The organism is Deltaproteobacteria bacterium (genome assembly GCA_003194485.1).
Classification (GTDB): domain Bacteria; phylum Desulfobacterota; class Dissulfuribacteria; order Dissulfuribacterales; family UBA3076; genus UBA3076.
This window is the reverse complement of the sequence record PQXD01000018.1, coordinates 1-15,088: the sequence shown is the minus strand read 5'-3', so window position 1 is coordinate 15,088 and position 15,088 is coordinate 1. Positions and strand designations below refer to the sequence as shown.

Below are 15,088 nucleotides of genomic sequence, written 5' to 3'. Positions count from 1 at the left end.
ATGGACATCAATCTAAACGACCTATTAAGGCGCTATCGTTCTCATCCGTTTGAGGATTATCCTGTTGAGACACCCCATACGGGGATCGTATCCTTTAAGGTGAAGGAAGGCCAGACAGTCAAGGGGCCGAGTGGAGAGTGGCTCCATCGACCCGGGACCCTGCTCTATGTCATCGAGAGGGAACGGAACGTGAAGAGAGTGACCGCCCTCTGGAATGGACAGGTTAGCGGAATCCGCCTTGACCTTGAGGGCCGATTTGTAGAGGCGGGTGAACTGCTCCTCTCTATACGGCACCAGTTGGATAAAGAGGAGATTATTGACCGTATCCTGACCCGGGTTCTTTACATCCTTCCTGCTCCGCAGCGGGCCAGGTATTTCCTTGCGCCTGAGATTTCAGCAAAGATGGAAAAGCAGCCTGAAAGAGGCGTGCCCGTGGAATCCGGAAATGAGGTATTGATCATGTCTCTTATGAAAAGGGATACGGTGATCAGCTATGAAGGGGTCCCGGGGACGCTTTACAAGATCTATTTCAAATCAGGGGATATGGTGGAACAGGGATCCCCGCTCTTGGGGATCTGTCCTCCTGATAAGCTCCAATATGTGCGGAAAGTTATCCAGAGGATCCATGCGGAGTGGGAGAAATAGGAGTCGCCGGTATTAAAAGTGTCCTGTTTGCCCTTCAGTTTCTGACCATAATTCCCCTGGCTCCTGGTTTGTCATTCAAAGATTCGGAGTTGAAGGCATCTCTTGCATTCTTTCCATCAGTCGGCTTGTTACTCGGTGGTTTGGTTGCGGGCTTTGACTGGGCAGCAAAAGATCTATGGCCTCCGTCTGTTGTGGGTGCGATGGATGTGGCCTGGCTGGCCTTTCTTACCAGGGGATTGCATCTGGATGGCCTGACTGACACGTCCGACGCCATAGGAAGCGGGGCAGGACCTGAAAAGGCCTTGAGTATCATGAAGGACAGCCACAGCGGTGCCCTGGGAATCCTGGTCCTTGTACTCGTATTGATACTTAAGGCATCGGCCCTTGCGGTTTTGTCCGGCAGGGGGGCCTGGGAGGCGGTATTGCTGTGCCCTTGCCTTTCCCGTTGGGCACTGAATGTCATGGCATCCTTTTCAATCTATGCCCGGCCCGAGGGAGGTCTTGGCGAGGCATTTGTGGGGCCTGGCACCAGGTGGACCCTGGCCCTGGCTGGTCCGACGGCCCTCGGGGCCGCATGGTTTATCTGGGGACTATGGGGCATCTGGCTCTTTGCCGGAGTAGTAGCCTGGAGTCTGCTGGCATCTTTATGGTTCAGGATGAGGCTTGGAGGCGTGACAGGAGATGTGCTGGGAGGACACTTAGAGGTATCCGAGACCTTGCTGTTTCTTGGTGCGGCAGCGGTTTGCAGAATTAATTTCTAATAGCCGTTCACGGCTTGAAATCGGAAATCGGGGCAAGTGGAACAAAAAGGTTCAGAATACCGTGGGCTATCAGATAATGCGATCATCTGAAACAGTACAAAGGCATAAAGCCCAAATTTCCAATTTCAAAATAGACTCAATGAAAAAACCCGCTCGAATTATACTCTTAAGACATGGAGAGGTAGAAAATGCAGGGAGCGTATTCTACAGTCAGCAAGACATACACCTTTCAGAGCGTGGCAGAAAGCAGAGCCTCGTCCTGGCGGATAGACTAAAAGACATCCCGCTCAGCATGATTTTCAGCAGCGATCTCAGCCGCTGTCTCTTTCTGGCAAAAGCAATTGCCGGAGAAAGGGGCCTTGCAGTGGAGGCCAGGTCAGAGTTAAGGGAAGCGGATTTTGGCCTCTGGTCCGGCCTTGGCTGGGATGCCGTGGAAGCAGGATATCCCGGTGCCATTTTAGAATACATGAAAAAACCGGAGTCTTACAGACCACCGCAGGGAGAGAATCTGGCAGAAGTCGCTTTACGCGTTTGGCGTGTCATAGGCGAGGTTCTCAAGGAATATAAAGAAAAAACCGTGGCAATAGTAAGTCATGGCGGTGTGAACAGGGTCTTGATTGCAAAAGCGATAGGCCTTTCGTTAAACAACATATTCTTCCTTGAGCAGGACTTCGCTTGCGTCAACGTCCTGGATTTTTACCAGGACGGTCCGGTGATCTTACGTTTACTGAACTGGTCAGCAGATAAGGGAATCACAAGACTTCTGGAATCTTCAGGCTGAGCCTTTCTTCTCAAGCGAGGCCTTATCCAGGTCTATGATATTACTATTGCCGGGGTAATCCATGATTACATAGCGAGTCACATTGCCGATCTTTTTAGTCAGCTTACCAAGTTTTTCAATCTCTTGGCATATTGACTGCAGGATTCGAAAATTTGGATCATCTTCATCAAGACGGTCCTTAAGCAACTCACCCCATCCCAGGATAGCCTGCATGGGCTGGCTAAGCTCATGGGCCGCCGATCCTGCCATTTCAAGAGCGCCTTTAAACCTTTCTTGCTTTAGAAGTATATCCTGGACCTTTTTGATTTCAGTGGTATCCAGGGCCAATACCGCGACCTGCACGATACTTCCCCGGAGGTTCTGAACAGGAATTGCAGTTACGAGGAACCAGTGATCTGTTTCCAGATTATGGTGCTCCACAGAGCAGGTTTTGCCGGAAGACAGTGCTGTCTTGGCCGGGCAGCGGGTACAGGGAAGACTGCCTCGGGGGATGATTTCAGTACAGTGCAGCCCCTGAGAGAAATCTTCTGCTTTATACAGGCTTTGGGCTATCGGATTCATCCAGGCCACGGTATAGTCAGAGTCAAGCAGGACCAGGGCAACTCCCATGCTCTCCAGGACCCTTTCCCATTTATTCCTTTCTTGAGTCAACCTCTGCTCCATGGCCGCCTTTTCCATGGCACTTTTTATATGCAGTTCCAACTCGTGAGTATCAACCGGCTTCTGAAGATAGGTATACGCCCCTTGTCGCAATGATTTGACAGCGTCTTCCACTGTTCCATATGCAGTCATGATGATAATTGGGATATGCGGATCTCTGAGATGGATTTCATTTACCAGATCAGAGCCCTTCAGACCTTCCATGCGCTGATCAGTGAGAACTAGTGAAAAGTTGCCCTGTTCAAAAACAGACAGGGCATCATGGGGATCTATACAGGTTACTACCTGGTAGCCCATAAGCTTTAACCGGATCTGCATTGTCTGCAGGATATCACGGTCGTCGTCTACTACTAATACCTGTGGAGGAACAGCATTATCCATTTTAAGATTTTAAGACTGATAGTTTATACTAGCGGAAGCCCTCTTGTTATTTTAAAGGTGAGTCAGCAAAATTCATGCCATTTGAGTCAGCAGTTAATGATGATTGTTGTTAAGATCTACTAAAAAATAAATATTCTTATGAACCCGTCCGTGGTCCACTGGCAACCGGTCACACAGGGTGCCCCTTCTTCCAACATGCTCTCGCCCCTTGTTTTCTGAGGCCTTCGCAGCATGGGAGACCCTCCCCCGTTCTCCTCCGCTGCGCTCCGGAGCCGGGGGTTTCCCATGCTGCAAAGACCAAGAAAACTACAGGGCTGACGCAAATCGTTTTCAGAAGGAGCACCCTGTGTGACCGGTTGCTGCAGAAGCGGTTTGCCTTTTGCAGGGTTTCGATCGCGGGCCAAATTGCACTGCCTCTCCGGTCCGCGATGAGTGAGCTTTGAAACCCGGAATCCAGTGAATAGTCGCAAAATCTAATCCGCCTCAATTATTGAGAAGTTACTGGTTCACTGTGGAAGTTGCCATCCGTGCCCTGCCGCAGAAGCGGTTTGCCTTTTGCAGGGTTTCGATCGCGGGCCAAATTGCACTGCCTCTCCGGTCCGCGATGAGTGAGCTTTGAAACCCGGAAAAAAGGTAACCGCTCCAAGGCAGGATATAACGGGTCCACCGGATATTTACATTAAGCTTTGTGAACAATAAAGGACGATGGGTAAATAGAATGCTTCCTTCATTATGTAGTGAAATCTATACACCTCTATTCCTTCAGGACCTTGAGACTTAAATCGCTTGCCGCGGCCGAGTGGGTAAGTTGTCCTACTGAGATTATGTCCACTCCTGTCTCGGCGATTTCCCGGACATTTTCAAGACGTATACCACCTGATGCCTCAAGGATTACCCCGGGTTTGAGCTTCCTTGCAAGGGATACGGCATCCTTGAGTGTTGCCGGGTCCATGTTGTCCAGAAGCACTGCGTCCGCCCCGGCCTTTATGGCCTCTTCGAGTTCTTTAATCCCTGAAACCTCTATTTCCAGTAAAAGTGTGTGCGGTGCTCCGGCCCTGGCCCGGATTATGCTCTCTTTTATTGAACCGCATGCCGTAATGTGGTTGTCTTTTATGAGAATGCCGTCTGACAGGCTGTAGCGATGGTTATGGCCTCCTCCTATCCTTACCGCATACTTCTGAAGCATTCTCATTCCCGGTGTAGTCTTCCTGGTGTCCACCAATTTACAGGGAAGGCCTGAGAGTTCCTGTACAAAACGCCTGGTGAGGGTGGCAATGCCGCACAGGCGTTGAAGGAAATTAAGTGCCACCCGTTCTGCCTGGAGAATAGCGGCAAGCTTCCCGCAAAGATCCATGACTACATCGCCCCTGGAGACCTCCGAGCCCTCTTCCCTTGTTTCTTTGAACCGTATGTCCGGGTCAATTTGTCTGAAGACCTCCTGGGCTACAAATGTACCTGCTATTACGGCAGCCTCCCTGGCAACGATAACGGCTGAACCGGAGACCTCAGGGGGTACTGTGACATCGGTGGTTATGTCACCGTGTTCAAGGTCTTCTGCCAGGGCTGCGTATACTTGCCGACTGTATAAAAAGCGGTGTGGCGGATATATGTCCGGTGCCACTGTCTATCTCCTGAGTATGCCTTCAAGGGTCTCTCTGTGAGAGATAATTTTTTTCAGTTTGGTCTGGAACCTGTTGACCTTGTCGCGTTCTTTCTGCACGATCTCTTGAGGTGCCCTGTAAAGAAAGTTTACATTCTTGAGCTTGGCCTCTGTCTTGGTAAGCTCCATGTAGAGCTTTTTCTCCTCCTTGTTGAGCTTTCGGAGTTCTTCCTCAATATCGACAAATCCCTCAAGAGGTATGAAGATCTCAATATCATCGAGTATGATCGTAGCTGCACCCTCGGGGCGTGCCTCCCCTTCTTTCAGAAAGCTCAGGGTCTCCACCCCGGCAAGAGTTTTTATGGCCTTTTCCTGGGAATCCAGAAAACGGTAAGCATTCTCAGAGTGCGGCAGGGCGATTACAGTGATCTTGGCCCCCGGGTGTATTCCAATTTCAGATCTTGCATTCCGGATGGAACTTACCACCCCCATTACTTGTTTGATTATGCCTTCTGCCCGGACATCGTTCCACGCCTCAACAGGCCCGGGGAAAGGTGAGACCATGATGTATCCCCTTTGCCCGGGGAGATGGTGCCAGAGTTCCTCTGTCACAAAGGGCATAAAGGGGTGGAGGAGCCTGAGGCTGTGATCAAGTACAGTGAGCGTCACCCATCTGGCCGCGTCATATCGATCAGGTTCAGCTCCGGAAAGCGCGGGCTTTGCAAGCTCAAGATACCAGTCGCAGTATTCATGCCAGAAAAACTGGTACAGCTCTTTTGCGGCAACATCAAAAGCGAATTCGTCCAGTGCCTTCCGCACAGCGCAGGTCACCTGGTTGAGGCGTGAAAGTATCCACCTTTCTGATGGATCGGAAAAAGAATCAGGTCCAGGAGCCTCGGTCATGGCATCTTCTCCGGTTTTCAGATTAAGAAGTACAAACCGGGCCGCGTTCCAGATCTTGTTGACAAAGTGGCGGTAGCCCTCGATCCTCTCTTCTGCCAGCTTTATGTCCCTGCCTTGGGCGGCAAAGGCCGCCAGGGTGAAGCGTACCGCATCGGTTCCGTACTTCTCCATGATGGTCAGAGGATCAATTACGTTCCCCTTTGACTTGCTCATCTTTTTCCCCTCGACGTCCCTGATAAGGGCATGCAGATATACGTGCTCAAACGGGACGTCCCCCATGAAGTGAAGGCCCATCATCATCATCCTGGCCACCCAGAAGAACAGGATGTCAAAGCTGGTTATAAGTACTGACGTGGGGTAAAAGACCTCAAGTTCAGGGGTCTTGTCAGGCCATCCGAGAGTAGAAAAGGGCCAGATGGCTGAGCTGAACCAGGTATCAAGTACATCGCTCTCCTGCTCGAGGTCCGTGTTCCCGCATTTGGGGCATGCTTCAGGCTCCTCTCTTGCCACGATAACTTCACTGCAGGCAGTGCAGGTCCAGGCCGGGATGCGGTGCCCCCACCAGATCTGGCGGGATATGCACCAGTCCCGTATAGTGGTCATCCACTCATCATATGTCCTTTCCCAGGAGGCCGGGACCAGGATAGTCCGCTTATCCTTCACTGCCTTGAGGGCAGGTCCTGCGAGGGGCGCGACCTTTACAAACCATTGTCTTGAAAGTCTGGGCTCCACCACTGTCTTGCAGCGATAACATACGCCCACTGCCAGGTCGTAGGCCTCTTCCTTTTCCAGCAGGCCCTGCTTATTCAGGTCGGCAATGACCTGCTTTCTGGCCTGATAGCGGTCGAGACCGGCATATTGGCCGGCAGCTTCGGTGAGTATTGCGCTTTCATCAAAGATATTGATGGATTGGAGCCCGTGCCTTTTTGCTATTTCAAAGTCGTTAAGGTCGTGGGCAGGGGTGACTTTTACCGCACCTGTACCGAACCTGGGCTCTACCGCCGTATCCGCAATCACCGGTATGCGTCTGTTTAACAGCGGGAGCACAAGATCCTTGCCGACAAGGTCCTTGTAACGGGAATCTTCAGGATGGACGGCCACTGCCGTATCTCCCAGCATGGTTTCCGGCCTTGTGGTGGCAACGGTTATGAATTTGATGATTTTTTCTGTCTTCTCAGCAAGCGGATAGCGTATATACCACAGGTGTCCTTTTGTCTGTTCGTGTTCCACCTCAATGTCGGCAAGGGCGGTGTGACACCTCGGACACCAGTTGATTATATAATTCCCTTTGTATATCAGGCCTTCTTCATACAGACGCACAAAGACCTCTCTTACAGCCCTTGAAAGGCCTTCATCCATTGTGAACCTTTCCCTTGACCAGTCACATGAACAGCCAAGGCCCTTCAGTTGCTCGATGATTTTGCCGCCGCTTGAGGCCTTCCATTCCCAGATCTTCTCTATGAACTTCTTTCGTCCGAGGTCGTGGCGGGACAGGCCATTTGCATCCAGGCTGCGCTCCACCACAATCTGTGTGGCAATACCGGCATGATCTGTTCCAGGGACCCAAAGGGTGTTATATCCATCCATCCTCTTGTACCGGACAAGGATATCCTGAAGAGTATTGTTAAGGGCGTGGCCGATATGCAGTACACCCGTGACATTGGGAGGCGGTATCACCATGGAGAAGTAGGGACGCTCAGGGTCAAACATGGCCTCGAACAGGCCTTCCTGTGCCCACTCCTCGTACCAATGCCGTTCCACGTCACGGAAGTCATAGGCCTTGGGGAGGGCTTTATTGCTTGCCTCATCAGGCATCAGTATTTACTCCTTTCTTATAAATCGCTGGTCAGAATAGCTTTGTTTCATGCAATCATCAATCAGCAGAAGTCTTTCGCGCCATATCCCGGCTTTGCCGGTCAGATATACCTTCCTGCTTTGCTCATCAACAAAAACCAAGTCCATTTTAAGCGCCGTTTCTGCCAGCGGGTCTTTCAGGTATTCGGCCCATTCGACGATTATCACGTTCTTTCCGTCAAAATATTCTTCAAGCCCTATCTCAGTGATATCTGCATGGGGAGGACCAAGCCGGTATAGATCCACATGAATTAAGGGCAAGCGACCGCCCAGATGTTCGTGGATTATGGTAAAAGAAGGGCTTGTCACCTCCTTTTCCTCTATTCCGAGGCCAGAGGCTATTGCCTTGGTCAGACTTGTTTTTCCTGCTCCAAGGTCCCCTGACAAAAGCAGGAGGTTACCGGGTCCGAGCACGGTTGACACACAATTCCCCAGGACATTAGTGGCCTCTATACCCTTCAGTATATATCGTAGCCTCACAGTATGAGTCTCCGCCTGATGAGCACAATGGCAATCCAGGCACAGGCAATGGACAGAACCGTTATGACCAATGCGTGAACAGGCCAATCAGGTCCGATCCTGCCGTAACAGAGCATGCGTGAAAGATTGACTGCATGAGTCAGGGGCAAGGCCAGTGAAACTTTCTGTATGGCCGGGTTCATGGCGCTTATGGAAAAAAAGATGCCTGAGAACAGGAAAAGCGGCGTAATAAAAAGTGAAGTGAAATAATTGAAGAATTCGTAGTCACTTGCCAGGGCGGTCATTATGAGCCCCAGGGATGCAAACAGGATCCCTTCCAGAAAGAGCATGGGGATAAGGGCCAATACCCACGGAGAGGGAATCAGGCCAAAAAGCGGGAGGGTTGCAAGCATTATGAGCCCTGAAATTATGCCCTTGGTTGCCGCCCAGACAATCTCTCCCAGCGCAAGCTCCTCAACGCTCACAGGAGTCGCGAGGATGGCCTCGTAAGTCCGCAGGGTAGTAAGTCTGGTGTAAGAGCCATACATGGTTTCAAAGGAACCGCTGTACATAACTGCTGAAGCCACCAGGCCGGGGGCTATGAACTGGAGGTATGTAACTCCCTCTATCTGCGGTATTTGCCTCCCAAGGCCGAAACCCATTGCCAGCAGAAAAAGGAATGGCTGGCCCAGGTTTCCTATCAAGCTGGCCTGCACGTGCTTTCGCCATACCCTGGCATTTCTCAGCCATACTTTATAAAAAAGCAGCCGCATAAAGAATTATTCACTCCCTTCCCTGCAGCCGGCAGCCTTTCTCGGGTTTCAAGGCATAATCCGGTGCAAATGCCGCTTTGTTGCGATCTGCCCGCTGCCCAAAACCCTGCAAAGGCTTGCCGGCTGCAGGGAAGTACAAACGTTACGCCACATCATTTTTCTCTCAGAGACCTCCCTGTCAGCTTTAAAAACAGATCTTCCAGATTTGCCGGTCTTTTGCTGACATGACAGAAGGAAATGGCCATGGTCTCAAGCTCGGCACATGGTTCATGGACGTATATGAAGAGCCTGTCTGCTACCTTCTCTGTATCCACCTTGCAGGAGCGGAGAGTTTTCTCCAGGGTGTCAAGCCTTTCCGGGCTGTCAGCCACCTCAAACACTTCAAATCCTATCATATCAGCCACCATTTCTCCAGGATCCCCCTGCGCAACTATTTTCCCTTCATCAAGTATCAATACCCTGTTGGCCAGGCGGGACACCTCCTCCATATAGTGGCTCGTAAGGAGCATGGTAGTACCCTGGGATCTCAGGTCTTCAAGACGCTCCCACATCAAGTGTCTGGCCTGGGGATCAAGACCTATGGTGGGCTCGTCAAGGATCAGCAGTTCCGGCGCATTTATCAGGGCCCTTGACAGGAGAAGACGCCTTCGCTGACCACCTGAAAGATGTTGAATGATCTCATCACTTCGATCTTTCAAGGCAAAAAAACCGAGGAGATCGTCTGCCCGCTTCCTGGCTATGGAATGGTCTATTCCAAAATACGCGGCATAGACGAGAAGGTTTTCAAATACAGTCAGATCAGGATCCAGGTTGTCTGCCTGTGGTACCACGCCCATCCTCGATTTTACGTGTTTCAGCCGTTTGGGGATAGATTCACCAAAGATACTGATTTCACCTGAAGTGGGCCGGACAATGCCCAGGAGCATATATATGGTGGTAGTCTTTCCGGCCCCATTAGGGCCGAGCAGCCCCAGACACTCTCCGGGGTATATACTGAGGTCGAGATCACTGACTGCGATCCTGTCTCCGAATCGCTTTGTGAGATTCCGGATCTCTACAAGGGGTATTTCGGCGTTGCCTGTTTTTATCCCCTTCGCTTTTTCTTGCGCTGTTAATTTCATAAGCAATTATCCCAGGTTATTGTAATCATTCACTCCCCTGCTGCCAAGGAGTGTGAACGGCTACGGCACAACTATGGCGAACTTAGTTCGTTTCGTTCATAATTGGAACAATGGAATGTTGGAGTACTGGACGACTGACTGCAGACGCAGTTTTTTTGGAATTCGAGGAAAAGACGGGTAACAGGAGTTCAAAAAGCGCGTGGACAGAGCATCGATCATGGCGATAGCGGATCAAACTCTGCCGGTTAGATTTTTTTGAAAAGAATGAGATTTTTGCCCTGGCGGAAAAAGAAAAGAGAGAATCGGACGTTAATAAAAAAGAACGAAGGACGGGCTTTGTCCTCCAAACCCAAACCCGAAGCAATTACTCACTGGCAAAAGGAACAATTTTTAAGGGAGTTTAATGACCGTGAAGAAGTCTTCTTTTTAGAACTGGCTCAAAGAAGTATTTCAAAAGGTTATCCCGTATGTCGTGACTTATATTTCTTTTGCTATTTTAGTACTCTCAGATTCAGGTTCATGACTCAAATTGGTCATGATGCACGTTTCAGTTATGTCTATGCCTGGGGATTAAAGGACCTGAATGATCAAATCTCTTTTTATGAGAAAAAACTGGATAAATGGAAAAAAGAAGGACATGATGAATAGACAGGGCTGAGTCTTATAGAACTTATCAGGTGGGAACACTGCAAATCTCTGCAGGCTGCAGGTAGTGCGAAAGGTCAGAGTCAAATGCCAGATCATTTATCAAAATCGGATGGGTTACGTTCCGGCCGTGAGGCCCTGCAAACCCTATGGGAGCGGGGTCTCATGGGACGGGAGCTTCTTGTAGAGCACGCCAGGATTATGGATGTCTTTTTATCAGAGGCATTTTCTGCCTGTCCTGAAGCCGAAGAAAAAATGGCCTTGATAGCCTTGGGAGGATACGGAAGAGCAGAACTCTTTCCATTTTCTGATATTGATGTGATGTTGCTTTATGAACCAGAAGTAGAAGATCGGGTGCCCGCTGTTGCTGAATCCGTGTTTTATCCCCTGTGGGATGCCGGGTTAGAGGTGGGCCACAGTGTGAGGACTGTTGAGGCCTGTTTGGCTGATGCCCAGAAAGACTTTTTCTTTCAGGTAACACTATTAGATGCAAGGTTTATCCGCGGAGACCATTTACTCTTTATCCGGCTGGAGCGCGAATTCATTCAGAGATTTTTGAAGGACAGGAAAAAAACCTTTGTGGAGGACATGATCGCCCACAGAAAGGAAAGGCATAGGCGCTTTGGAGCCAATGCCTATCTCCTTGAGCCCAACATTAAAGAAAGCAGGGGAGGCCTGAGGGACATTAATGCAATTTTATGGACTTCTAAGGTTCTTTTTGGACTGGAAGGTACCAGATCCATTGAAGAGGCAGGGCTCATTACCCGGAAGGAAAGGATTGCGCTGGAAGATTCATGGGATTCTCTGCTACGGATAAGAAACAGGCTCCACTATATCAGCTCTCGCAAAAACGACAGACTTTTTTTCGAATATCAGGAAGATGTTTCCGGTTTCCTTGGGTATAAGGACAGTAACAATATGCTTGGTGTGGAACATTTCATGAGGGAAGTTCATGGCAACCTGCAGACCATAGCTGCCATATCGGACCTGTTTTTTGAAAATGTTAAGGAGATCTCGAAACTTTCCACATGCGGCAAAGAAAACGAGATTCTCGAGCCCGGCATAGAGGTCATTGATTGCCGCATAAAACTCACAGAACCATCACTACTCGAAGAACGTCCCCATCTTTTGATGCGGCTCTTTGCCCATGCGGCCAGGACCGGACTGCCTGTACATTATAGCACAAGGCGGCTTGTAAGCGCCAACTTGGACCTTGTAGACGAGAAGCTGAGAACCTCAAAACACATGGCCAAGGCATTTATGCAGGCGCTTCAGGATGCAAAAAGGCCTTTGGAGGTCATGGAGGCTATGCTGGATACAGGCCTTCTTGCCGCCTACATCCCGGAGTTTTCTTTGATAAAATCCCTGGTCCAACACGATGTTTATCACATTCATACAGTGGATAGGCACTTACTCCAGACTGTTGCCGAACTTCATGATCTGGAGAAGGAAGAGCGCCGGATTTTTATGGCCCTGAAATCACCCCACATACTCTATCTATCCGCCCTGCTACACGATATAGGAAAGGGTCGCGGTGGACACCACGCTGAACGGGGGGCCGGAATGATCCATGATATAGGGAAGAGGATGGGACTTTCCATAGAAGAACGTGACTGTCTTACCTTTCTTGTGCAGAACCATCTATATTTGGTGCATATTGCCACGAGACGGGACCTGGAAGATGAAAGCCTCATAATGAAATGCGCCGGGGAGATACAAGACCTTGAACGGTTAAATATGCTCTATCTCCTCTCCATAGCGGACTCGAGGGCAACCGGACCAAACGTCTGGAATGATTGGAAAGCTGCGCTGGTGCATGAACTATACTTGAAAATTACCCTCTTCCTGGAAGGATCAGAGATCTATGATTACCACAGGACCCTGGATTTAGAGTGGATGAAGCAACAGATAGCCTCCAGGCTCGGAGAAAATGCGCAGGAGCGTCTTTCCATAATGCCTGATGAGTATATACTGGGCTTTACTCCTGAGGCCATTGAAAGGCATTTTCAGCTCAAGGTTCAGTTGTCGGATCGGCCTTCTCTGATATTTCCTGAGGACAGGACAACTTACTGGTCCCTGCTTGTGATGGCCAGGGACCGAACGGGCCTCCTTGCCAGGATATTCGGAATTCTGGCCCTTCACGATCTCAACGTGCTTGCTGCTCAGATTTTTACCTTACGGGATGGGACGGCAATAGATGTAGTGAATGTGAAATCTTCGGTAAACAAAGGTTATGACGAACAGGACTGGGAAGCCCTCAAGACAAATCTGGAGCTGGCGCTGGACGACCGGCTGGGACTGACCCATCGACTGGCAGGAAAGTACAGGCCTGCAAGATCGGGCGACTGGCAGAAATACCGAAAACGCTCGGCACGAGTCGTCCTGGACAATGAGGCATCGGACTTCTATACAATCGTGGAGGTCTATGCCGAGGACAGAATCGGACTTCTCTATGATGTTACGCGTACACTGGCGGATTTCGGCCTGAATATTTCCAGAGCCAAGATAGGTACAAAGGTTGACCAGGTAGTGGATGTCTTTTACGTGCAGGACAAAATGGGGCATAAAATCCGCACCCCTGACCTGCAGGAAGAAATCCGAAATGCCCTGTTGCATGCAGTAAATTGCGGGGTGTCTCAGAATTCTGAGGTTCAGGGTTCAAAGGTTCAGGGGTTCTGAGGTTCAGGGTTCAAAGGTTAAATTTATAAAGATGAACATCGAACATCGAACGTCCAACATCGAACGAAAAACGAATATCCAATACCGACGCGCAGCGCAGGCGCCTTGCGCTGCGTGACGTTCAATGGCTATTTCTGTTTCTTCATCTTTTCCCATTCAATATTCGATGTTGGACGTTCGATGTTCGATGTTCATTAGTCCATCCGGTGCAAAAATAACTTAGCGCTTATGACCGTGAACTCAGAACCTTTGAACCTCTGAATCCTGAACGGTTACAAAATTTTTAAGTAATTATATATACATGTCCGATAAGTTAAATTAGATAAAAATGTTGTAAGAAACAATAGGCATTCCAGGAGGGAAGTCATGTTTAACAGATGGTCCATTTTATTGTTTTTACTGGCAATTATGGCCTGCCTCGCTAGTTGCGGCCAAAAAATTAAAGATTCTGTTGCACCCCTCAATACCTCTGTTCAATATCCAACAGTTCGGCAAAACAAATCGTTATATTGCCTTTGGCGGATTATACCATGGGAGTGCAGCCAGACGATTCTCTCCGCCGGCAGGTCAAGATTTACGAGTCCCTGATGTACCGACTGGCCGAGAAGGGATTTTATGTCCCGGTTGAAGAAGATGTTATGCAATATCTGGTTGATCTTGGAGTCATCCGGATAATTGGACAACCTTCCATTCCCTCCACTAGTTCATACGGATTAATTACGGAAGAACTGGGTACCGGATGGTCAGATGCCATGCAGGAAGAGATCCAGAAGCTGGTTATAAGAAATGAGCAGATGAAAAAGTCCAAACAGGGCTTTGAGCTTACAAAGGCTGGTCTTGACCTCAGAACCATAAAAGAAATAGGGCGTTATTTCAGGGCTGATTACATCCTGAGGGGCCGCATTGTTGAATATGAAGTAAGAGATGATAATACTCTCAATCCACTTCAGTGCGGGATCCTGCCCTTTATATTTGATACGAGTTCAGCCCTATTATTCGGCTTTGCGGAATCCGAACGGTATGATCTTTGGCAGGATTTAAGTTTCGGCGCCGGTTTGGGAGCCCTGTTTGGCAGCCATGCGGGAACACCTTACACAACTCCAGACAAAAAGACTACCATATCAGGTGGATCTCACCCACGTTTTGCTACAGAGTCTGTCAGCATTCATGGCGGACATGAAGATCATGCCGCATATAATGCTGCTGCATGGGGTGCGGCCGGAGCGTCAGCCGCATATCTGGCGTCTAAGGGAGGCCAGGTTAAACAGGCAGTAGTTCAAATAAGTCTTGCCCTGCAGGATGTAAGTGATGGCCGGATTGTCTGGGCAAACCGGGTGGAAAAACAGGTTGAGCCAGTAAGCATGTGGGCAGATCCGGCGGTAAGGATCCAAATCGACAGAGCGGTTGAAGAAGCTGCGGGGGCATTAATCGCTAATCTCGCAAGCGTCCTGTCCAATGGTCCGGTGGAAGAATATGCCGCCATCTCCAATGCGCAGTCAACACCTGTTCCTCAGGAAAATGAAGAATAAGGAATCAAGAGGTCAATGACTCTATTATTAAGGATCAACAGGTACAGGAAGGTCCAGCTAAATGAGGTTGTAAAAAAGCTTATGGTTTGGCAGGATCAGCCTGCCGTATAGAGGAGTTCGGTATGAAGACAGCTAAATTTATAATCTCTATCTTTTGCCTTGTGACTATAGAGCGTGTCCCGTAAATCATATCAGCCGAAGATTTCGATTCGGCCAAATTTTGGCCTTATGCCCCTCTGGACTTTCTGGAAATGCTGATTATTGAGATTCATTGTCATAAGAGCCTTATTCCACCCC

14 protein-coding genes are annotated in these 15,088 nt (G+C 49.5%); 6 read left to right on the top strand and 8 right to left on the bottom strand.

The window, feature by feature from the left end:
• From C4B57_09580 to C4B57_09570, 3 genes are read left to right on the top strand one after another with little or no spacing between them, the layout of a single operon-like run.
• Positions 1-645 (top strand): hypothetical protein, encoded by a 645-nt coding sequence (locus tag C4B57_09580; protein PXF53421.1) that lies wholly within the window; start codon positions 1-3, stop codon positions 643-645.
• On the top strand, positions 597-1,406 hold the full coding sequence (locus C4B57_09575; protein PXF53420.1) for an adenosylcobinamide-GDP ribazoletransferase: 810 nt from the start codon (positions 597-599) through the stop codon (positions 1,404-1,406). Before C4B57_09580 ends, C4B57_09575 begins: the two co-directional genes overlap by 49 nt.
• A complete protein-coding gene (locus C4B57_09570; GenBank protein PXF53419.1) occupies positions 1,375-2,187 on the top strand; it encodes an alpha-ribazole phosphatase in 813 nt (270 codons plus the stop codon). Before C4B57_09575 ends, C4B57_09570 begins: the two co-directional genes overlap by 32 nt.
• Here C4B57_09570 and C4B57_09565 read toward each other — a convergent pair.
• The 8 genes from C4B57_09565 to C4B57_09530 all read right to left on the bottom strand — a co-directional run bounded on the left by C4B57_09565 (position 2,179) and on the right by C4B57_09530 (position 9,869).
• Positions 2,179-3,228, bottom strand: a complete 1,050-nt coding sequence (locus C4B57_09565; GenBank protein ID PXF53418.1) for a hypothetical protein — start codon at positions 3,226-3,228, stop codon at positions 2,179-2,181. The two genes, C4B57_09570 and C4B57_09565, sit on opposite strands and share 9 nt — an antisense overlap.
• 119 nt (positions 3,229-3,347) lie before the next feature.
• A complete protein-coding gene (locus tag C4B57_09560) occupies positions 3,348-3,632 on the bottom strand; it encodes a hypothetical protein (protein PXF53417.1) in 285 nt (94 codons plus the stop codon).
• 94 nt (positions 3,633-3,726) lie between these two features.
• Positions 3,727-3,924, bottom strand: a complete 198-nt coding sequence (locus C4B57_09555) for a hypothetical protein (GenBank protein ID PXF53416.1) — start codon at positions 3,922-3,924, stop codon at positions 3,727-3,729.
• 58 nt (positions 3,925-3,982) lie between these two features.
• Positions 3,983-4,837, bottom strand: a complete 855-nt coding sequence (nadC, locus tag C4B57_09550; protein ID PXF53453.1) for a nicotinate-nucleotide diphosphorylase (carboxylating) — start codon at positions 4,835-4,837, stop codon at positions 3,983-3,985.
• A gap of 15 nt (positions 4,838-4,852) precedes the next feature.
• A complete protein-coding gene (locus tag C4B57_09545) occupies positions 4,853-7,546 on the bottom strand; it encodes a valine--tRNA ligase (protein ID PXF53415.1) in 2,694 nt (897 codons plus the stop codon).
• A gap of 6 nt (positions 7,547-7,552) precedes the next feature.
• Positions 7,553-8,152: a tRNA (adenosine(37)-N6)-threonylcarbamoyltransferase complex ATPase subunit type 1 TsaE gene (locus C4B57_09540; GenBank protein ID PXF53414.1), complete on the bottom strand. Its 600-nt coding sequence runs from the start codon at positions 8,150-8,152 to the stop codon at positions 7,553-7,555.
• Entirely contained in the window at positions 8,062-8,817 is a 756-nt protein-coding gene (locus C4B57_09535) for a hypothetical protein (protein ID PXF53413.1), read from the bottom strand. The genes C4B57_09540 and C4B57_09535 overlap by 91 nt, the downstream gene beginning before the upstream one ends.
• Positions 8,818-8,969: 152 nt before the next feature.
• A complete protein-coding gene (locus tag C4B57_09530; GenBank protein PXF53452.1) occupies positions 8,970-9,869 on the bottom strand; it encodes a nodulation factor ABC transporter ATP-binding protein NodI in 900 nt (299 codons plus the stop codon).
• Positions 9,870-10,202: 333 nt separating this feature from the next.
• Here C4B57_09530 and C4B57_09525 point away from each other — a divergent pair, with 333 nt between their 5' ends.
• The 3 genes from C4B57_09525 to C4B57_09515 all read left to right on the top strand — a co-directional run bounded on the left by C4B57_09525 (position 10,203) and on the right by C4B57_09515 (position 14,791).
• Positions 10,203-10,586, top strand: coding sequence for a hypothetical protein (locus C4B57_09525; GenBank protein PXF53412.1), 384 nt, complete (start codon positions 10,203-10,205; stop codon positions 10,584-10,586).
• An 84-nt stretch (positions 10,587-10,670) separates the two neighbouring features.
• Positions 10,671-13,262, top strand: a complete 2,592-nt coding sequence (gene glnD / locus C4B57_09520; protein PXF53411.1) for a [protein-PII] uridylyltransferase — start codon at positions 10,671-10,673, stop codon at positions 13,260-13,262.
• A 530-nt stretch (positions 13,263-13,792) separates the two neighbouring features.
• Positions 13,793-14,791: a hypothetical protein gene (locus C4B57_09515; GenBank protein ID PXF53410.1), complete on the top strand. Its 999-nt coding sequence runs from the start codon at positions 13,793-13,795 to the stop codon at positions 14,789-14,791.
• The last annotated feature ends 297 nt before the right edge of the window (positions 14,792-15,088 follow it).